Source organism: Mitsuokella sp. UBA4253 (assembly GCF_002395285.1).
Lineage (GTDB): Bacteria > Bacillota > Negativicutes > Selenomonadales > Selenomonadaceae > Mitsuokella > Mitsuokella jalaludinii.
The window spans coordinates 101,747-121,647 of sequence record NZ_DGWR01000012.1; the positions used below are offsets into that span (position 1 = coordinate 101,747).

Annotated in this window: 21 protein-coding genes and 1 tRNA gene; 7 read left to right on the forward strand and 15 right to left on the reverse strand. The window is 59.9% G+C overall.

Annotated features, from left to right (window positions below):
* Positions 1-114 precede the first annotated feature (114 nt).
* Together B2X55_RS05765 and ppk1 are read left to right on the forward strand one after the other, a co-directional pair.
* Positions 115-1,659, forward strand: coding sequence for a phosphatase (locus B2X55_RS05765; protein WP_286821262.1), 1,545 nt, complete (start codon positions 115-117; stop codon positions 1,657-1,659).
* Position 1,660: 1 nt separating this feature from the next.
* Positions 1,661-3,718 (forward strand): polyphosphate kinase 1, encoded by a 2,058-nt coding sequence (gene ppk1 / locus B2X55_RS05770; RefSeq protein WP_286821263.1) that lies wholly within the window; start codon positions 1,661-1,663, stop codon positions 3,716-3,718.
* 61 nt (positions 3,719-3,779) lie between these two features.
* Here the strand turns inward: ppk1 and recO are convergent, their stop codons facing one another.
* Genes recO through B2X55_RS05795 form a run of 5 tightly spaced genes read right to left on the reverse strand, consistent with a single transcriptional unit; the run spans position 3,780 to position 7,624 of the window.
* A complete protein-coding gene (recO, locus tag B2X55_RS05775) occupies positions 3,780-4,517 on the reverse strand; it encodes a DNA repair protein RecO (RefSeq protein WP_286821264.1) in 738 nt (245 codons plus the stop codon).
* Position 4,518: 1 nt separating this feature from the next.
* Positions 4,519-5,184, reverse strand: coding sequence for a DUF502 domain-containing protein (locus B2X55_RS05780; protein WP_036373582.1), 666 nt, complete (start codon positions 5,182-5,184; stop codon positions 4,519-4,521).
* Positions 5,184-6,089: a GTPase Era gene (era, locus tag B2X55_RS05785; RefSeq protein ID WP_036373586.1), complete on the reverse strand. Its 906-nt coding sequence runs from the start codon at positions 6,087-6,089 to the stop codon at positions 5,184-5,186. Before era ends, B2X55_RS05780 begins: the two co-directional genes overlap by 1 nt.
* 48 nt (positions 6,090-6,137) lie before the next feature.
* Positions 6,138-6,602 (reverse strand): rRNA maturation RNase YbeY, encoded by a 465-nt coding sequence (gene ybeY / locus B2X55_RS05790; protein WP_226867685.1) that lies wholly within the window; start codon positions 6,600-6,602, stop codon positions 6,138-6,140.
* Positions 6,599-7,624: a PhoH family protein gene (locus B2X55_RS05795; protein ID WP_286821266.1), complete on the reverse strand. Its 1,026-nt coding sequence runs from the start codon at positions 7,622-7,624 to the stop codon at positions 6,599-6,601. The genes ybeY and B2X55_RS05795 overlap by 4 nt, the downstream gene beginning before the upstream one ends.
* A gap of 213 nt (positions 7,625-7,837) precedes the next feature.
* On the opposite strand from B2X55_RS05795, the gene bioB reads away from it, so the two are divergent.
* On the forward strand, positions 7,838-8,845 hold the full coding sequence (gene bioB, locus B2X55_RS05800) for a biotin synthase BioB (RefSeq protein ID WP_286821267.1): 1,008 nt from the start codon (positions 7,838-7,840) through the stop codon (positions 8,843-8,845).
* An 87-nt stretch (positions 8,846-8,932) separates the two neighbouring features.
* Here bioB and B2X55_RS05805 read toward each other — a convergent pair whose 3' ends face one another.
* The 4 genes from B2X55_RS05805 to B2X55_RS05820 all read right to left on the reverse strand — a co-directional run bounded on the left by B2X55_RS05805 (position 8,933) and on the right by B2X55_RS05820 (position 14,700).
* Positions 8,933-9,328, reverse strand: a complete 396-nt coding sequence (locus tag B2X55_RS05805) for a desulfoferrodoxin family protein (protein ID WP_036373597.1) — start codon at positions 9,326-9,328, stop codon at positions 8,933-8,935.
* 82 nt (positions 9,329-9,410) lie between these two features.
* A complete protein-coding gene (locus B2X55_RS05810) occupies positions 9,411-10,316 on the reverse strand; it encodes a DUF2156 domain-containing protein (protein ID WP_286821268.1) in 906 nt (301 codons plus the stop codon).
* A gap of 121 nt (positions 10,317-10,437) precedes the next feature.
* Entirely contained in the window at positions 10,438-10,827 is a 390-nt protein-coding gene (gene dhaM, locus B2X55_RS05815; protein ID WP_036373598.1) for a dihydroxyacetone kinase phosphoryl donor subunit DhaM, read from the reverse strand.
* Between the two features lie 96 nt (positions 10,828-10,923).
* A complete protein-coding gene (locus B2X55_RS05820; RefSeq protein WP_286821269.1) occupies positions 10,924-14,700 on the reverse strand; it encodes a phosphoribosylformylglycinamidine synthase in 3,777 nt (1,258 codons plus the stop codon).
* Positions 14,701-15,014: 314 nt separating this feature from the next.
* Between B2X55_RS05820 and B2X55_RS05825 the strand changes: the two genes are divergently transcribed.
* The 4 genes from B2X55_RS05825 (at position 15,015) to B2X55_RS05840 (ending at position 17,273) form a co-directional block, all read left to right on the forward strand.
* Positions 15,015-15,494 carry an Lrp/AsnC family transcriptional regulator gene (locus B2X55_RS05825; protein WP_286821270.1) on the forward strand — a complete coding sequence of 160 codons (480 nt, stop codon included), beginning with the start codon at positions 15,015-15,017 and terminating at the stop codon, positions 15,492-15,494.
* Positions 15,491-16,678: a pyridoxal phosphate-dependent aminotransferase gene (locus B2X55_RS05830; RefSeq protein WP_286821271.1), complete on the forward strand. Its 1,188-nt coding sequence runs from the start codon at positions 15,491-15,493 to the stop codon at positions 16,676-16,678. Before B2X55_RS05825 ends, B2X55_RS05830 begins: the two co-directional genes overlap by 4 nt.
* A 212-nt stretch (positions 16,679-16,890) precedes the next feature.
* A complete protein-coding gene (locus tag B2X55_RS05835) occupies positions 16,891-17,127 on the forward strand; it encodes a hypothetical protein (protein ID WP_226867801.1) in 237 nt (78 codons plus the stop codon).
* Between the two features lie 71 nt (positions 17,128-17,198).
* Positions 17,199-17,273, forward strand: a tRNA-Arg gene (locus B2X55_RS05840).
* A gap of 99 nt (positions 17,274-17,372) precedes the next feature.
* Here the strand turns inward: B2X55_RS05840 and B2X55_RS05845 are convergent.
* From B2X55_RS05845 to B2X55_RS05870, 6 genes are read right to left on the reverse strand one after another with little or no spacing between them, the layout of a single operon-like run.
* On the reverse strand, positions 17,373-17,939 hold the full coding sequence (locus B2X55_RS05845; RefSeq protein WP_286821272.1) for a hypothetical protein: 567 nt from the start codon (positions 17,937-17,939) through the stop codon (positions 17,373-17,375).
* 17 nt (positions 17,940-17,956) lie between these two features.
* Positions 17,957-18,112: a hypothetical protein gene (locus B2X55_RS05850; RefSeq protein WP_286821273.1), complete on the reverse strand. Its 156-nt coding sequence runs from the start codon at positions 18,110-18,112 to the stop codon at positions 17,957-17,959.
* The gene (locus tag B2X55_RS05855; protein ID WP_286821276.1) at positions 18,109-18,807 is read right to left on the reverse strand and encodes a hypothetical protein; all 699 of its coding nucleotides are present in this window, start codon (positions 18,805-18,807) and stop codon (positions 18,109-18,111) included. Before B2X55_RS05855 ends, B2X55_RS05850 begins: the two co-directional genes overlap by 4 nt.
* A gap of 2 nt (positions 18,808-18,809) precedes the next feature.
* Positions 18,810-19,166 carry a YcbK family protein gene (locus tag B2X55_RS05860; protein ID WP_286821278.1) on the reverse strand — a complete coding sequence of 119 codons (357 nt, stop codon included), beginning with the start codon at positions 19,164-19,166 and terminating at the stop codon, positions 18,810-18,812.
* Complete coding sequence (locus tag B2X55_RS05865; protein ID WP_286821279.1) at positions 19,159-19,497, reverse strand: hypothetical protein; 339 nt, start codon at positions 19,495-19,497, stop codon at positions 19,159-19,161. The genes B2X55_RS05860 and B2X55_RS05865 overlap by 8 nt, the downstream gene beginning before the upstream one ends.
* Positions 19,498-19,501: 4 nt before the next feature.
* The gene (locus B2X55_RS05870) at positions 19,502-19,657 is read right to left on the reverse strand and encodes a hypothetical protein (RefSeq protein WP_226867796.1); all 156 of its coding nucleotides are present in this window, start codon (positions 19,655-19,657) and stop codon (positions 19,502-19,504) included.
* Between the last annotated feature and the right edge of the window lie 244 nt (positions 19,658-19,901).

The window sequence follows — 19,901 nt, forward strand, 5'->3', positions numbered from 1 at the left end:
ATAAAAAAGGAATTAACAAGAATTTCACGAAAAAGTAACGTAGAGCCCTCTCCTGTTTCCTATAATGAATCCAGGCCCCTCTCCAGAGCTGCCCTTCCAGAAAGGATGTTATCTATGAAGAAAACAGCCACATTCGGCATCATTCACATCGGCTCCATCCACACGAGCATGGCCATCGTGAATTATCACTCTCCGACCAACATCGAGATCATCGAATCGGCAAACAAAGAGATCCCTCTCGGTGAGGAAGTCTTCCGCACGCACCACCTCTCCTTTGCCTCCATCCATGAACTCTGCCACATCCTGCAGGGATTCCGTCAACTCCTGCTCGACTACCGCGTCGATGAGGTCTACCCGATCGCCACGACAGTCATCCGCGAGGCCGAGAACCGCCTGGGCATCCTCGATCTCTTATACATGCGCACGGGCTTCCGCTTCCACGTCGCCGACATGACGGAGGAAGTCTACTACAAGTTCTTCGCGCTGCACCACTTCCTGAAAGAGGACGAGCATGTCGGCACGAAGCCGACGCTACTGCTCGACGTCACCTCGGGCGGCCTCGGCTTCACGGGCTGGCAGGACAGCACGCTGCTCTTCCAGACAAATGTCACTGGCGGGCGCCTCAGCGTCCTCGAGCACTTCACCGAGGAAGAGCGCGTCAGCGTCATGTTCCCCGCGGCCGTGCGCGACTACCTGCACGCCTCGCTGTCCTCGCTCTGGCCCCGCATCGAGCACGCGGACATCCACACACTCGTGCTCACGGGCTTCGAGGCGCGCATCCTCGTCTCGCATCTCTCCGGAGGTGCACCGGGCACGACGCAGTATCCCGCCGTCATCGATCCCGAGAAATTCCTGGAGATCACGGAGTCGCTAATGCCGCTGACGACCCACAAGCTCATGCAGGCCTTCGAGATCAGCGAGCGGCGCGCCCAGCTGCTGCTGCCTACGCTGCTGCTCTACGAGGAAGTCGTGCGCACGCTCCACATCGACACGATTCTCGTCATGAACACGACCTTCCTCTACGGCTACGCAGCCTGGTGCGGCGCGCAGCGCATCAGCCCGAAGGCGATCTCGGAGCAGGCCGACCTGCTCCTGGACCTCGCGCGCAGCACGGCCATGCGCTACAACTGCAACCTGCCGCACATCAGCCGCATCGACGAGTACGCGACGAAGCTCTTCGACGGCCTGCGCCGCGTGCACGGACTCTCGACGCGCCATCGCCTGCTGCTGCGCATGAGCGCGCTCCTGCACGAGACGGGCAAGTTTGTCAACCTGCGCAATTATCCACTGCACTCGTGGCAGATCATCATGGGCACCGACATCTTCGGCATCACCGATGCCGAGAAGGAAGTCATCGCCTGCATCAGCTATTACTACCACCGCGACAATCCCGGAAAGAAGGACGCCCATTACCAGCGCCTGACTCAGCCGCAGAAGATCGTCGCCGATAAGTGCTGCGCGATCCTGCGCCTTGCCGACGCCCTCGACCAGGGCCACAGCGGGCGCATCCAGAGTCTCACCGTGCGCCTCGTCAAGGAAAAACTATACATCAATTACACCTCAGAGTACGACATCTCTCTGATTCGCTGGAGCTTCGCACAGGCCTCGACGCTCTTCCGCGAAATCTTCGGCATCGAGCCTGTCTTAAGGAGGAAATAACATGGACTTCAACGATCGCCAATATTATCTGAACCGCGAGTGCACCTGGCTGAGCTTCAACCAGCGCGTGCTGCGCGAATCGACGAGCAAGGACAACCCCTTGCTCGAACGCCTGCGCTTCATCGCCATCAGCTGCTCCAACCTCGATGAGTTCTTCATGATCCGCGTCGCCGGACTCAAGCACCTCATCGAGAGCGGCGTCAAGCACCACGACATCAGCGGCCTGACACCGCAGGGCCAGATGGACGCCGTCAGCCGCATCGCCCACGAGCAGATGCACGACATCGACCGCTGCCTCAAGGCGACGCTCGCCGAGCTTAAAGAGCACGGCATCCACTTCGTCCAGCCCACAGACCTCAATGCCAAGCAGGAGCTCTGGCTGACGGAATTCTTCGAGCGCGAGATCTTCCCCGTCGTCACGCCGATGGGCATCGACCCGTCGCACCCCTTCCCCTTCCTGACGAGCAAGAGCCTCAACCTCGCCGTCCACCTCAAGCGCCCCGAGGACAAGGAAGTCCGCCTCGCCATCCTGCCCGTGCCGGTATCCGTCCTCGGCCGCCTCATCAAGGTACCGGAGCTCCAGCACTACCTCTACCTTGAGGACATCCTGAGCTACTTCGCCGAGCGCTTCTTCACCGGCTACGAGATCCTCGAGACGACGCCGTTCCGCATCACGCGCGATGCCGACCTCGACATCCGCGAGGACGTCGACGACCTGCTGCTCGAAGTCGAGAAATCCCTCGAGAAGCGGCGCAAGGGCGCGGCCGTGCGCCTCGAGATCGCCAAATCGTGCTCGAAGGAGACGCGCAAGACGCTCCAGAAGGAGCTCGAGCTCGACGAGCTCGACATCTACACGATTGACGGGCCGCTCGGCGGCGCCTTCTTCTCGTCGTTCGCCAACCTCAGCGGCTACGATGCGCTGCGCTACGAGCCCTTCGTGCCGCAGCCGTCGGTCGAGCTTGCCGCGCGCAAGACGAAAGATATCTGGAAGGCCATCCGCGAGAAGGACGTGCTCGTCCACCATCCGTACGAAACGTTCGCGACGGTCGAGAACTTCATCCGCACGGCCGCCGATGACGATGCCGTACTCGCCATCAAGCAGACGCTCTACCGCGTCTCGAGCAAGTCGCCGATCATCTCGGCGCTCGCCGACGCTGCCCGCAACGGCAAGCAGGTCACGGTGCTCATGGAGGTCAAGGCGCGCTTCGACGAGGAGAACAACATCATCATGGCGCGCCGCCTCGAGGAAGCCGGCTGCCACGTCATCTACGGCATCCTCGGCCTCAAGACGCACTCCAAGATCACGATGGTCGTGCGCCGCGAGGAAGACGGCATCCGCCGCTACTGCCATCTCGCGACGGGCAACTACAACGGTTCGACAGCCAAGATCTACACGGATATCGGCCTGATGACGGCCGACAACGAGATTGGTGCCGACGGCTCCCGCTTCTTCAACTTCCTCTCCGGCTTCTCTGACCCGCCGGCCTGGAACAAGCTCATCGTCGCACCGCTCAACCTGCGCGAGACGATCATGGCAGAGATCGACCAGGAGATCGAGCACGCCAAGCGCGGCGAGCGCGCCTACATCGCCGCCAAGATGAACTCTCTCCTAGACCGCCTGATCATCGCCAAACTCTACGAGGCATCGGCCGCCGGCGTCAAGATTGACCTCATCGTCCGCGGCATCTGTGTCCTGCGCCCGGGCCTGCCGGAGGTCAGCGAGAACATCCACGTGCGCAGCATCGTCGGCCGCTTCCTCGAGCACAGCCGCATCCTCTACTGCTACAACGGCGGCCGCGAGGATGTCTTCATCTCGTCGGCTGACTGGATGCCGCGCAACCTCAACAACCGCGTCGAGCTCATGATCCCGATCCGCGAGCAGGACCACAAGAACCGCCTGCACGCCATCCTGCAGACATACCTTAAGGACAACACGAAGGCTTACCTCATGCGCTCCGACGGCTCGTACGTCCGCGCCTCGTGCCGCCAGGGCATGACGCCGATCGGCGCCCAGCAGACCTTCATGGAGACGGCGCTTTCCGGCAAGACGCTCGGCTGAGCGGCCATCATACAACAAAAAAACGCTCACATCCAAGAGATGTGAGCGTTTTTTTGTTGTCTTATCCTGTCATGCTGAGCTGCTGGATAAAGGCCAGCGACTTCAGCGGCCGGCCTAAGAGGTCCTGCAGGTAAGTGAGCAGGACCTCTTCCGCTGCGACGAGCAGGGACGATGAGAGACGCAGCTCCCCGCCCTGCCAATCGAAGTCGCGCAGTCTGATGATGAAGCGGCGCAGTTCATCGGGAAAGGGCTTCGCATCAGGCGTCGCACAGTCCTGGCAGAGCACGCCGCCCTCGCGCATGGAGAAGGCAGCATCTCCCTCGATCTTCCTGCCGCAGTGGACGCAGTTCTCATAGCGCAGCTGGAGGCCCGTGAACTCCATGAACTGGTAGACAGCCGCTACGGCCGTTATGCGCGGGTTGCGCTGCTCAAAGGCCGCGAGAATGTCGAGCAGTGCCGAGAACATCTGCGGCTCTGGCTGCCCCTCCGGCAGGAACTCGCGCAGGAACTCCGCGACGAAGCTGCCGTAGGCCATCGCCATGAGGTCTTCGCTGAGCTTCCTGTAATGGCGGCGCAGCAGGCACTGGCGCACCGTGTCGACGCGCCTGCCCTCCGAGAGCTGCAAATCGAGGTGCGAGAACATCTGCATGCCGCCTGCCAAGGGGCTCCTCGGCCTGCGGCAGCCAAAGGCAGCCGCGCGCACGAGGCCGCGCTCCTTCGTGAAGAAGGTCATCATCTTGTCGGCATCGCCCCAGTTCTTCGAGCCGAGCACGACGGCTTCTGTCTGATAGATTGCCATGTCAGCCCTTCTTCTTTTTGGCGAGCTCGGCTGCCGCCTCTGCCGACACATCCGGCTGCATCTCTGCGTCGCTTTCCAAGCGCCGCGGCATGACAGCGCCGGCCGTCAGCATGTACTGCAGGGCCGACTCGCTGCTGATGTCGAGGTAGATGACATCCTGCTTGCGCACGAAGAGGTTCGTGCCCGACGTCATGTTGAGGCTCCAGGGCACGAAGACGCAGACGTAATCATCGCCGAGCTTCTCCTTGAGCATCTGCGGCACATCGGCCATGATGAAGCCGAGCGCCTTCGACTGGTGGAACGGCACGAGCACGACGTGGTCGAACATGTTGTTCGACTCAAAGACGGCCGTCGAGAGGTGCTTGACACTGTTGTAGATGAACTTGACGACAGGGATCTTGCCGAGCAGCGCTTCGCCGTAGTGGATCAGGCGGCGCATGATCCAGTACGACGAGATCCAGCCGACGAAGTAGATGACAAGCACCACTGTGATGATGCCGAGCCCCGGGAAGTAGAACGGCAGGTGCTTGCCGAGCACGCCCTCCGTGAAGTGCAGGACCTCGCTGACGACGAGCAGCGTGATGACGACCGGCACGAGCAGTATAAGGCCGTTGACGAAGCGGCGCGAGACGCGCTTCGACAGACAGCTCTTGCGCTCTTTTGCCATTACGATTCCACCCCGAAGCCGAAGTTGTGGAGCACGCCTTCGCGGTTGCGCCAGTCCTTCTTGACCTTGACCCAGAGGTCGAGAAAGACGCGCGAGCCGAGCAGCGCCTCGATGTCCTTGCGCGCCAGAGCGCCGATCTCCTTGAGCATTGCGCCTTTGGCACCAATGATGATGCCCTTCTGCGAGTCGCGCTCGACGTAGATCGTCGCGCGGATGTAGACATCGCCATTCGGCCGCGTCGTCATCTCATCCGTCTCGACGGCCACCGCATGCGGCACCTCGTCGCGCGTGAGCTGCAGGACCTTCTCGCGGATGAGCTCGGCGACGATGAGGCGCTCCGGCTGATCCGTGACCATGTCCTCCGGATAGTACTGCGGGCCCTCCGGCAGGTACTTCTTGACCTCCGTCAGCAGGGAGTCGAGATTCGTCTCCGCCTTGGCCGAGATCGGCACGACACCGACGAACGGGTACTTGTCGGCATAGCGCGAGATGATTGGCAGGACCTGCTCCTTCTCGATGAGGTCGAGCTTGTTGACGACGAGGATGACGGGCTTGCGCGTCGCCTGCAGGCGCTCGAGGATGTAGTACTCGCCCGGGCCCATCTTCTCCGTCGCATCGACGACGAAGAGAATGGCATCGACCTCCTTGAGTGTGCCCTCGGCTGCCTTGACCATGTACTCGCCGAGCTTGTGCTTCGGCTTGTGGATGCCCGGCGTGTCGAGGAAGACAATCTGGGCATCGGGTTCTGTCAGGATGCAGAGGATGCGGTTCTGCGTCGTCTGCGGCTTGTCGCTCATGATGGCGATCTTCTGGCCGATCAGCGTGTTGATGAGCGTCGACTTGCCGACGTTCGGGCGGCCGATGACGGCGATGAAGCCCGATCTATGTTTTGCGTTCTGTTCCATACCTTCACTTCTTTCTATTCGATTGGTCTTTATGCAATGCTTACCGCGTCATTCGCGCGGGATGCCGAGCTTCTCCATGACGAAGCGCTGCTCCCGCTCCATCTCGAGGCGCTCCTCCTCTTCCATGTGGTCGTAGCCCAGGAGATGCAGCATGCCGTGCACCGTCAGGAAGGCCATCTCGCGCTTGACGCTGTGACCGAAGTCCTTGGCCTGCTCCTCGGCGCGCTCCACCGAGATGACGAGGTCGCCGAGCACATTGAGGTCGGCGCCGCCCGTGACTTCCGGCTCCTCGCTCTCATTGAGCGCAAACGAGAGGACATCCGTCGGGCGGTCGATGCCGCGGTACTGGCGGTTGAGCTCGTGGATGTAATCGTTGTTCGTCAGCGTGATGCTGACCTCGCCGTTCTCGACGCCGTAGAGCTCGCCGACCTTCTGGGCCGCCGCCGTCACATTCTCGACGTATTCCTGCGGCACTTCGAGATCCTCTGGATAATTGCTGATGATGACGTTCACTTTACACGCGCCTCCCGTTCCTTCTCGTTCTCGCGTTCGCGCCGTTCTCTCTCTTTTTTCTTTTTCTCATCCCACGCGCCGTATGCTTCGACGATGCGCGTAACGACATCGTGGCGGATGACATCGACAGGCGCCATGCGCACGATGCCAATGCCCTTGACGTCCTTCAAAACCTGGCTCGCCTCGCGCAGGCCCGACGCGACGCCGCGCGGCAGGTCGACCTGGCCGAGGTCGCCCGTGACGACCATGCGCGAGCCGAAGCCGAGGCGCGTCAGGAACATCTTCATCTGCTTGTCCGTCGTGTTCTGTGCCTCGTCGAGGATGACGAAGGCGTCTTCGAGCGTGCGGCCGCGCATGTAGGCGAGCGGCGCGATCTCGATGATGCCCTTGGCCATGAGCTTCTGGTAGCTGTCCTGGCCGAGGATGTCCTGCAGCGCATCGTAGAGCGGGCGCAGGTACGGGTCGACCTTGTCCTGCAGGTCGCCCGGCAGGAAGCCGAGACGCTCACCAGCCTCGACAGCCGGGCGCGTCAGGATGATGCGCCGCACCTCCTTGTTGCGCAGGGCCGCGACAGCCATGACGACAGCCAAGTATGTCTTGCCCGTGCCGGCCGGCCCGATGCCGAACGTGATGGAATTGTGGCGGATCGTGTCGAGATAGAGGCGCTGGCCGAGCGTCTTGGGGCGCACATGGCGGCCGCGCGAAGTCACGAGGATCGTGTCGCCGAAGAGCGTGTGCAGTGCCTCGCCCTTGCCGCCGCGCACGAGCCCGATGCCGTAGCGAACCTCATGCATCGTGATCGTCGTGCCCTGGCGGTAGAGATACTGGAGCTCTTCGACAAGCGTCGCGGCCATCTTCACCTCGGCCGCCTCGCCGAGGATCTCGAGTTGCTCACCGCGGCTGATGAACTGGCAGTCAAAACTCTCGCGGAACACTTGCAGGAATTCATCCCGGTCCCCGAGAAGTGCATATGCTTCTTTATGGTCTTCAAAGACAATCTGTCTTTCCAATGCCTGCTGCAAAGAAATACTTCACCTGCTTCTTTCTACTAAATATAGCGACAATACTTCACGATATAGCTTCATTGTACAACACCTGCCTGATTTGTCAATGAATATGAACGGTGCCATCGTCAAGCACTATCATCGAATTGGTTGACTGTTAACCGATATTGACGTACAATGTTGACCATAATCATCCAGGATACATGAAGCAATACGAATCGAGGTCCTACCATGTCCACAGACTGCCTGTCACTCGCCAAGAAGATCATCGCCGGCTATCGCATCGAGCGCGGGGATGACCTCTCCCTCTTCCTCACCGCGCCGCTCCCTGAGCTGCAGGAAGGCGCGCGCCTGCTCCAGGAGCATTTCTGCGGCAAGCACATCGACTTCTGCACAATCATCAACGGCCGCAGCGGCCGCTGCGGGGAGGACTGCAAGTACTGCGCGCAGGCGGCCTGCCATCACACGGGCATCGAGGAGTACGCCTTCCTGCCCAAGGAGACGATCCTCGCCCACGCGCGTGCGAACGAGGCAGCCGGCGCTAACCGCTTTGCCATCGTGACTTCAGGCCGCGCGCTCTCGGGCCGCGACTTCGACCGGGCCATCGAGACGTACGAAGCCATGCGCGCGACTTGCCACATCGGCCTCTGCGCGTCGCACGGCCTGCTGACGCGCGCCCAGCTGCGCCGCCTGCGCGAGGCCGGCGTCACGAGCTACCACCACAACATCGAGACGAGCCGCCGCTTCTTCCCGCATATCTGCACGACGCACACGTACGACGACCGCATCCGGACCATCAAGATGGCGCAGGAAGAGGGCTTCTGCGTCTGCTCCGGCGGCATCATCGGCATGGGCGAGACATGGGAGGACCGCCTCGACATGGCTCTCTCCCTGGCGGAGCTCGGCATCGAGTCCATCCCCATCAACGCCTTGATGCCGATTCCCGGCACGGGCATGGAAGGCCGCGCGCAGTTGCCGGCAGCGGACATCCTGCGCACGATCGCCTTCTTCCGCTACATCAATCCAGCAGCCAACATCCGCCTGGCCGCCGGGCGCAAGCTTCTGCCGAAAAACGGCGCCACCGCCTTTTGCGCCGGTGCCTCGGCTTCAATCACGGGCAACATGCTCACGACCTCCGGCACGACGATCAAGGAAGACATGGCCATGATTGCGAAGCTCGGCCTGACGAACCGCGAGGAAGACTGCCATGCTGTCACAGGGACATGCGGCGCACGCTGACGCAGGAACGCAGGACATAGAAAAGAGGAAGGACCCTCACGGGATCCTTCCTCTTTTTTCGTGCCTTCCGTCTTCAGACCTCCGTTCTCAGTCCTCGTGGAACTCTGCCTTCCAGAGGCCGTGGAGGTTGCAGTAAGCAAACGCCGCGACCGGCTTTTCGCCGCCGGCCAGCATGAATACTGCCTCCGGCGTCTCACCCGGTTTGAGGTGCTTGATCTGTGCGCCGTTCTCCGTCTCGAGGTGGATCCACTCGATGAAGTGCTCCGGCAACATCGGATGTGCGACCGTGCCGACCTGTACCGTGACCTCACCGCCCTCGCGGTCCAGCGTGATGACCGGCACGTGCTTCTCAGCAGCCGCATCGACCGTATTGGGGATGAGTTCCTTCATCGGTTGGCCGCAGCAACTCAGCGGGCCGCCAGCGTCCTTGATGAGCCCGACGATGTTCCCACATTTCTCACATACGAAAAAACGCTTTGCCATAAAAATACCTCCCCTGATGAATCGATCTTTTACAGACTTACACCTTTATTGTAGCGAATCCAAACGCATGTTGCAAGGCGGATCACTTGCGGCGTGCGTTGAATTTCTCGATCATCTTGAATGGCTTGTACGATTCCTTCGCCTTGCGCAGTCCCTCATGGCCCATGTCCTCCTCGCGGTTGATGTAGGTCATCGCGCTCCAGGCGTGCTCGACGAAGCCCTGGTTGATGGCCGGGTACGCGCCGCGGATATTCGGGTCCGCCTTCTCGACGTGGATGACGGCCGTATCGGCATTGAGCGCCTCGCCGAACGTGAAGGCGATGATGCGGTCATCGAGGCGGATGGCGCCGCCCTTGAGCTTGAAGTAGTCGAAGTCGTTGAAGACTTCGAGGATAGCCTTGCGCTCCCAGCCGATGAAGGGGTCGTCCGGCTCATCCTGGATGCGCAGCTTGTACCAGTTGTTGAGCTCGATCTTGCAGGCCGTGATGATGTCCTCCGTGATGGGCAGGTACTCGGCCTGCGGGTACATCTTGCGGAAGGCGTTGAGATGGTTCTTCTTGGAGTGGAGCTTGCGGCCCGAGAGACTGATGAGTTTCTCTGCCTCGTAGACGTAATCCCAGTTGTCGCGGTCATCCTCGATCTCAAAAGAGGCACCGTCGTACTGCTCGAGGAACTCTGCGTAGGCCTTCTCGATGCCCGTGAAGAGTACGGGGCGGCCCTGTTCTTCAAAATAAGAGAGAATCTTCGCCGTCGCCTCAGGCCACTTCTCCTCTGCACAGAACGGCTGGATGGCCATGAGCTCGCCTTCCCACTCGCACGTCATGTAGAGCACATCGCCATCCTCTGCCCATCTGACATGGTACGGCTCGCGCCACATGAAGAAGTTCGTGAAATTGAAGTGGGAATTCTCGTAATAGCCGCTGGAAAAATGACGGTCCAGCACCGGCTTGTCTTCTTTCGTCAAATCCTGGAAATCGATGATTCTCATCCTCCCGATGCGCGCCGATGGGTCCCAAACGAAACGGATGCCGAGCGCGCGCGGCATCTGTTACGTATACTCTTACAGCTATACATTATATCAACTTTGTCAAATCGAGTTTGTGACTGACTCACGGCCTGACGATCTTTTCCATATGGCGAGATGATTCCGCCCTGCGCACAACTTCGTCAAGGCCTGCCCCGCTCGCCGCAGCGAGAGCCGCGAGCACGGCGCCCTCGGCGATCGGGCAGTCCACGAGGCGCACGGCCTCGTCGCGGCACTCCTCGACCGCGAGCTCGGCCGTCATGACGGCCGAGCCCATGTCCATGAGCACGACGGCACCATCCGTGCCGCAGACATCCTCGATGGCGACCTTGACGCGCTCGTAGCTCGTGCCGAGCAGTCCTTCATCGAGGCCGCCCGCCGCCTCGATGTGCACGTTGTTTGCCATCATCTCCGCCAGCTCCTTGACACCCTCCGCCAATTTCTGGCTGTGTGAAACGATTACGATACCAACCAAAGTGATGCCCCCCTGATAGTAAGAATGCGGCCAGTAGGCACTGACCGCATTTGTCAATTATTCTTTATTGTATCACGCCGACGGCGCAGCGTCTACTCATTTGTAGTAGCGGACACCAGCCTCGAAGAGCTGCTGATCCTTGCCGCCCGGGACGTTCTTGGCGACATCTTCGCCGATGCGCTCCGAATGGCCCATCTTGCCGAGCACGCGACCGTCCGGGCTCGTGATGCCTTCGATGGCATCGACAGAACCGTTCGGGTTGAACGGGATGTCGAGCGACGGATTGCCGGCTGCATCGACGTACTGCGTCGCGATCTGGCCGTTTTCCTGGAGTCTCTTGACCGTCTCGGCGTCCGCGACGAAGCGGCCCTCGCCGTGCGAGATGGCGATCGTGTGGACGTCGCCGACCTTGACGTTGTTGAACCACGGCGAGAGGTTCGAGATGACGCGCGTGTCGACCATGCAGGAAGCATGGCGGCCGATCGTGTTGTGCGTCAGCGTCGGGGATTTCTCGGAGAGGTCGCGGATCTCGCCGTACGGCACGAGGCCGAGCTTGATGAGCGCCTGGAAGCCGTTGCAGATGCCGAGCATCAGGCCGTCGCGCTTCTGAAGGAGTGCCATGACCTCTTCCTTGATGCGCGGGTTGCGGAACATCGCCGCGATGAACTTACCGGAACCATCCGGCTCATCACCGCCGGAGAAGCCGCCCGGCAGCATGATGATCTGCGAGCGCTTGATGCCATTGACGAGCGCCTCGACCGTCTCCTCGACAGCCGTCGGCGTCAGGTTGCGCACGACGATCGTCTCGGCCGTAGCACCGGCGCGCTCCCAGGCACGGGCCGAATCGTACTCGCAGTTCGTGCCGGGGAATACCGGGATGATGACATGCGGGCGAGCGATCTTTGTCGCAGCGGTGATGCCGTTGCCCTTCGTGTACGGGGCATACGATACCTCGCCCTTGACCTTCTTCGTCTGCGTCGGGAAGATCTTCTCGAGCGGCGTCGTGTAGGCCTTCTCTGCCTCTTTGATGCTGACGGCGATGCCGTTCACGCGGATTTCCTGCTCTGCCGTCGTCTGGCCGAGCTCATAGGCGCCCGTCTCGGCAAGCGCTGCCGAGACATCGACATCGTCCGCAAGCTCGAGGACGATCGTGCCGTAGTCGGCGCAGTAGAGCTGCTCTTCCGTCATCTCCTTCGCGAACGCAAAGCCGATGCGGTTGCCGAGTGCCATCTTTGTGACGGCTGCGGCAATGCCGCCGACGCCGATGCTCTGCGCAGCGCGCACCTTGCCCGCTGCCGTGAGCTGGCGGATCTTCTCGAAGTTTGCGCGCAGTTTCGGGAAGACCGGCAGGTCCTGCTCGTCCTTCTCGGCCGGCACGACGTAGACGCGGCTGCCCGCCTGCTTGAACTCCGGCGAGACAGCACGGTCGGCCTTCATGACGTCGACAGCAAAGGCTGCGAGCGTTGGCGGCACGTGGATGTGCTCGAACGTGCCGGACATGGAGTCCTTGCCGCCGATGGCCGCGATGCCGAGCTCATGCTGTGCCCAGAGAGCGCCGATGAGGGCTGCGAACGGATTGCCCCACTTTTCCGGGTCCTTGCCGAGGCTCTCGAAGTACTCCTGGAACGTCAGGCGGATCTTCGCGGCGTCACCGCCGAGCGCGACCATCTTGGCCGCTGCTTCGACAACCGAGTAGAGGGCGCCGTGGAACGGGCTCCACTCCGTAAAGGCCGGGTTGAGGCCGAACGTCATGGCCGTCGCCGTCGTCGTCTCTGCGCCGAGCACCGGCAATTTGGCGACCATGCCCTCGGCCGGCGTCAGCTGCGTCTTGCCGCCGAACGGCATGAGGACCGTGTTGCCGCCGATCGTCGAGTCGAAGCGCTCCGCAAGGCCCTTCTGGCTGCAGACGTTGAGGTCCTGGAGGTTTGTAAGCCACGCGGCCTTCGCGTCAGAGCTGCAGGCCTTGACTGCTGCCGGGACTTCGGCGAGGTAGCGCTTTGCCGTGTCCGGCTGTGCGATGACGGCCGTGACATGCTGGCGCACGCCGTTCGTGTCGAGGAAGGCGCGGTTCATCTGGACGATCTCGTTGCCGCGCCACTTCATGATGAGGCGAGGCTGCTCCGTGACGACGGCAACAGGCGTTGCCTCGAGGTTCTCATCATCCGAGAACTTCTGGAAGGCCTCGACATCCTTCGGGTCGAGCACGACGGCCATGCGCTCCTGCGATTCGGAGATAGCAAGCTCCGTGCCGTCGAGGCCCTTGTACTTCTTCTTGACGGCATCGAGGTCGATGACGAGGCCGTCCGCGAGCTCGCCGATGGCGACAGCGACGCCGCCTGCACCGAAGTCATTGCAGCGCTTGATCATGCGGGAGACTTCCGGGTTGCGGAACAGGCGCTGGATCTTGCGCTCCGTCGGCGGATTGCCCTTCTGGACCTCTGCGCCGCACGTCGTCAGCGATTCTTCCGTGTGCTCCTTCGACGAACCCGTCGCACCGCCGCAGCCGTCGCGTCCCGTGCGGCCGCCGACGAGCACGATGATATCGCCTGCTGCCGGGCGCTCGCGCACGACATTCTCCTTCGGTGCCGCTGCGATGACGGCGCCGATCTCCATGCGCTTCGCCATGTAGCCCTCATGGTAGACCTCGCGGACCTGGCCCGTGGCGAGGCCGATCTGGTTGCCGTAGGAGCTGTAGCCGGCAGCAGCGCCGAGCGTGATCTTCTTCTGCGGCAGCTTGCCCGGCAGCGTCTCGCTGAACGGGCGGCGCGGGTCGGCAGCACCCGTCACGCGCATGGCCTGATAGACGTACGAACGGCCCGAGAGCGGATCGCGGATAGCGCCGCCGAGGCACGTCGCCGCGCCGCCGAACGGCTCGATCTCCGTCGGATGGTTGTGCGTCTCGTTCTTGAACATGACGAGCCAGTCTTCCTGCTTGCCGCCGATGTCGGCCTTGACGACGATGCTGCAGGCGTTGATTTCCTCGGACTTGTCGAGGTCATCGAGCAGGCCTTCCTTGCGCAGCGCCTTGGCGCCAATGACGGCGATGTCCATGAGCGTGACCGCGCGGTCTGTATCCTCGCCGTAGAGCGTGTCTCTGTCTTCCTTGTACTTGCGGTAAGCTGCCATCAGTGCCGGAGAGAAGTAGCCGTCCTCGATCGTAATATCGTCGATGGCCGTCGTGAACGTCGTGTGGCGGCAGTGATCCGACCAGTACGTGTCGATGACGCGCAGCTCCGTGATCGTCGGCGCGCGGTGTTCCGTGTCGCGGAAGTACTCCTGGCAGAACTTGAGGTCCTCAAAGCTCATGGCAAAGCCGCGCGCATCCATGAACGCATGGAGCTCGTCTTCGCTCATCGCGTTGAACGAAGTCAGCACCTCGACATCGGCCGGCTCTTCCGTGACCATGTCGAGCGACTCCGGCTTTTCGAGCGACGCCTCGCGGCTCTCGACGGCATTGATGCAGTAATCCTTGATCTCCTGCAGCGCCTTGTCATCGACCGTTCCCGTCAGCACGATGACGCGTGCCGTGGCGATCTGCGGACGCTCCTTCTGCGTGACGAGCTGGACGCACTGCGCCGCAGAGTCTGCCGTCTGGTCGTACTGGCCCGGCAGGTACTCGACGGCAAACATGCGGGAATCCTTGAATGCTGGCAGCGTCTCTTCATAGACTTTGTCAACAGGTGCTTCCGCAAAGACGACAAACTTGACCTTCTCGTACTCCTCATCGCTGAGGCCCTCGATGTCGTAGCGGTTGATGATGCGGACCGCCTCGAGGCCATCGAGATGGAACGTCTCCTTCAGATCGTCGCAGAGCTGCTGAGCCGGGATGTCGAATCCCTGTCTTTTTTCTACGAAAATTCTTCTTACCGTCATGAGTGCTTTTTCCTCCAAACGCAAAACAGATCGGGAACACTTCGTCCAAGGATCGCCACCTCGCGGATGGGACCCCTTCTACGGTTTATTGTACCGAAAGTGAACGGCCATTGCAAGAAGGCTTCCTAATCTTTTCGCAAAGAGACGCTTGACCGCATGCCATTCTCCATTTGTCTCTATCGAGTGGAAAGGATTGTCTCATGATTCATTCTTGCTTTCCCTCATGGTACAGATATGATATAATTATTCTGATTTCTACGAATTGATTTCACACGATGTTTCACTCAGGTTCCAGATAGCAAGGGGGATTTTACATGAAAGAATTGCTGGAGCTCCTCGAGCACGACGCGCGCCGTCCTGTCAACGAGCTGGCCTCGATGCTGCACCGCAGCGAGTACGAAGTCGAGCAGGAGATCAAGAAGCTGGAGAAGGACAAGATCATCCTGTCCTACAACACGCTGATCAACTGGGAGAAGTTCGGCACGGACACTGTGACGGCCGTCATCGAGATCAACCTGACGCCGCAGCGCGAGGTCGGCTTCGACGCCATTGCAGAACGCATCTACCGCTTCGATGAGGTCCGCACCGTCTACCTCATGAGCGGCAGCTTCGACCTGCTCGTCATCATCGAGGGCAAATCCCTCAAGGATGTCGCCAACTTCGTCGCGACGCGCCTCGCCACCATTGAGGGCGTCACGCAGACGCGCAGCCACTTCATGCTCAAGCCCTACAAGAAGGACGGCGTCATCATCAACGACGAAGAGCGCGACCGCAGACTGGTGGTGACACCATGATCGAGAAGAGAAACGACTGGCAGGAGCGCCTCTCGCCGCGCGTCAATGCCATCGCCCCGTCGGGCATCCGCAAGTTCTTCGACATCGCCGCGCAGATGGAAGACGTCATCTCACTCGGCGTCGGCGAGCCAGACTTCGTCACGCCCTGGTCCATCCGCGAGAGCTGCGTCTACGGCCTCGAGCAGGGATACACCTCGTATACGGCCAACCGCGGCCTGCCCGAGCTGCGCGAGGAGATTGCCCGCCACTACGCCGACGAGTACGGCTGCTCGTGTGATGCCGACACCGACATCCTCGTGACAGTCGGTGTCAGCGAAGCGCTCGACCTCGTCATGCGCGCCATTCTCGCGCCAGGCGACGAGGTCCTCATCCCTGAGCCGTGCTACGTCTCCTACCAGGCCTGCACGATCCTCGCGGGCGGCAAGCCCGTCGCCGTGCCGGCCAAGATCGAGAATGAGTTCCGCATCACGCCGGATGAGCTCGAAGAACACGTGACGCCCAAGACGAAAGCCCTGCTCATCGGCTACCCGAACAACCCGACAGGCGCCATCATGACGCGCAAGGATCTCCTGGCCATCGCAAACTTTGCCGAGAAGCACGACCTCATCGTCATCTCCGACGAGATCTACGGCGACCTGACGTACGGCGGCGAGAAGCACGTCTGCTTCTCCTCCCTGCCCGGCATGCAGGAGCGCACGATCCTCCTCAACGGCTTCTCGAAGGCCTACGCGATGACGGGCTGGCGCATCGGCTATGCGCTCGGCAACAAGGCCTTCATCAGCGCCATGACGAAGATCCACCAGTACACGATGCTCTGCGCGCCGATCACAGCCCAGATTGCGGCCATCGAGGCGCTGCGCCACGGCGAGAAGTACATGAAGAAAATGGTCGCTGAGTACGACCGCCGCCGCCACCTGATCTACGACGGCTTCACGAAGATGGGCCTGCCGTGCTTCGAGCCGAAGGGCGCCTTCTACATCTTCCCCGACATCACGAGCACGGGCTACACCTCCGACGAGTTCGCCGAAGAACTCCTCAAGGCCGAGCACGTCGCCCTGATCCCGGGCTCCGCCTTCGGTGCCTGCGGCGAGGGCCATGTACGCTGCTCGTACGCGACATCCATCGACAAGATCTCCGAGGCGCTTGCGCGCATCGAGAACTTCCTCAAGAACCACAAGCGCTGACCGCGCAGCAAGACCGCCCCTCAGTATCGCGCGTACTGACAGGGCGGTTTTTTCTTACTTGGATTTTCTTCATCGCACTGCCCCAAAATCGCTATTTTGTCCTTGCCATCGGGAAACTCCGTGCTATAATGAAAACGTTTTCAAAAGACAGACACGATGTTTTATGCAAGTGTCGGCCGACGGGCCGACAGACCAACAGAAAGGAGACTAGCATGGACTGGGCAAAAGGCTACCTGCTCATCACACTCGCTGCATTCCTCTGCGAGTACATCCGCCTGCGCGTGGATTACCACATCCTCGAGATCGCCATCATGGTCGCAGCCGCACCGCTCGCAATTTTCGTCATCTGCGTCCTCTTCTACTTCGTGCTCGCCGCGCTGACCGATCACGTCTGCGACTTCATCGAGAACGGCCGCAGCAGAGGCCGCAGCATGCGCACAGACCCCTGACGATGCGCATCTCAAATTGACAAGCTGGTGCGTTTCATGATATACTATTTTTTGTTCCCAGTGAACGAATCGCGCTCGTAGTCCAGTGGATAGGACGTTGGCCTCCGGAGCCGAAAGCGGCAGTTCGACTCTGCCCGAGCGCACCAGCAAGACGCGAATCAGCATCGTGCGCGAATATCCGCGAGAGCTGATTGTTGCATAATAGAGAGAAAGCCCCTTGGTCTTTATTGATCAAGGGGCTTTCTTCATCTTGTGATAGCAACTCCGCACAGAATCGCGGCTACTGCCTGCCATGCTTTAATCCTATTCTTCAGCCCCCGCTCTGTCTTCTCGTGAGCTTTCTCGTTCTTTAGGAACTCCGCCCTGGTATCGTCCAAGTATTTCTGCGCTTCGGCGAGTGAGCTCCCGGCCGCTTGTGACTGCTGCTGCAGCGTCTGCAACTGCTGCTGCAGCGTCTGCGTTTCTTGCTTCTGCTTCTCCAAGTCGCTCAAGAGCAGCGCGGTTTCGCTCTGTGATGCTGTCAATGCCTGTTTCAAGTTCTGCGTTTCGGCTTTGGATTGAGTCAGCTCTTCTCTGGTCTGCTTCAATGCTTGTGCCGATGTCTGTAGCGCATCCTGTGCTTTCTTCAAGGCCTCGGCTGACTGCATCAATGCTATCTGTTGCTTTCTGTTGTTCTCTTGCAGTTCGATCAAATCCGTCCTCGACATGGTAACTGTCTGTTGGGCCTGTGCCGGGGACGCTGAAGAGATACCAGGCCACGCCAGCGCAAAGCAGGCCAACAAGGCAAGCAAGAATGACTTTTTGTTTTGCATCCATGATTCCACCCTTCCTATACTTCCATTTTCTTCGGCTGCGGGATTGGATTTTCTTGATAGATATGGTCCTCTAGCCCTTCGATCCTATCGTCGTGAAACTCTGCCGCCTCCGCCTTGCCCTTAAAATCCTCAAATGCTTCCAACATTAAGATGAATTGCAGACTCGTCATGTCATCGCCTCCAGTGCGTCCGCTTTTTCATGCACGAATCGATTTCTCAGCCCCGCCACGACGTCCGGGCTGCCGTTCACCCAGTCTTTCGGGCTATGCATGCCTTTTCCTGTCCATACAGCATTGTCGGCTTCACCAATCAGGAAATCATAGATTGCCGCAATCATGTCATAATCAAAAGCTTTGTCGTTGACATACGTCAGGTTCGGCCAGCCGCTATAATCCTTCTTTTCTGCGTTGAACATACTGTGTACCGCTTCTGTGTACAGTTCCGTCATGTTGCCGGCACCGTACTGCACAGCCCCGGACATAAGCACCGCCTGCATGGCTGCCGTTTTTGTTTCGATCTCGTATCCTGCTTCCCGCAAAACAGCCGCGGCCGGATTGTAATAGACAGATACGGCATAATCGTCCTGCAGTTTCGCGAATCCTTCCGGGTCGTTCTCGCCGATTTTCTGCCACAAGCGCACAAATTGCGGCGAATTAATTTCAAACTCACAAAGCAGCCTGCCGTAATTTGCCAGGTCATCGTCTGGGTAATCACAAGCCCATTCGCGGAAGGCGTTCACGGCCCCCATATTGCTGGAAAGCTGATAGATGCCGTATGATCTGCCGCCAAGGTCGCCCGTCCCAGATGATACACAACCGGGGTCGCCGCCTGCTTCGTATTTTCTTACCAGGTCTGTCTTTTCCATTGTCAGCCCTCCCAGCGTGCTGCATAACCACGGGTGTCTACATGCACAAAACCGGCACTGTAATAGCGTCCGATGCCATCCGCCCCGCATTCTTCGGCGATGTTTGCCAGTTCGTCCACGCTCATGCCATCCGGACAAATAACATCCGCGGCACGGCCATAGACGTGCTGGCTTCCCGGCACGCCGCCGACTTCGGCGTTATGAGATGGGCAACGATAGCAACAAGACAGCACCAATGGGCCGCCTACGCTTTCCCTCATGGCATCCAGTACATTCTGCAGACGTTCATCAATTCCATCTGCCGGCAGCTGTCCGCAGCACTTGCATTCCATTTCCTCAACCGAAAAATATTTAGCCATTTTTTACTTCCTTTCTCAGTTGCTCCACCAAAGCGCGGCGATCAATCGGCTGCCCCGGCGTGCTGTTGTACTGGCTGTCCGTCGCGTACTTTGTCCAAGCTGCCTTCCCAAGCCCGACAATACCGGCAAGGCCGGTAGCGACGACCGTGATCCCCTGCCAGCAACTGCCAAGATCAAACTTTGTCCCGCGCAGGGCATTGCTCCAATAGCCGTACAGCCAGGACGCCATGACAGCACAAAGGAAAAGCATCATGATGACACTCAAGAAAATGATAACCGCCAACCAATTTTCCTGCGCCCACGCCGTGAATTTCGCGAAATCTTCTTTCATGGCGTCACCCTCCCTTCATCGCGTATTCCATAATCGCAACGACCAGATTGATGAGGATGCTTGCGGCCGTGGCGAGCAGCGCAGCCGTGGCCTTCAGACTGTCTAGGCGGTGCGTGTTTGACTTTGCACGCTGCTCCACCGCCGTGAGTCGGTCCCTCATTTCCGGCAGTCCCTTCAGCTCGTCTTCAATCCTTTTTGTCCGTTCGTCAATTCGTGCAATTTTCGTTGAAAGGGTAATCCAAAATTCCCTATCGTCCACCCATCACTACCTCCCAAGAATATTCACTTCTTCTCAGTACTGGCGGCATCTGTAGCCGTAGTACCCGAATCAGCCGAAGCCTCGGTTTTATCGTCTTCCGGTGTATACCTGACACACTTATCGTTTTGACACGTTCCGTCATCAC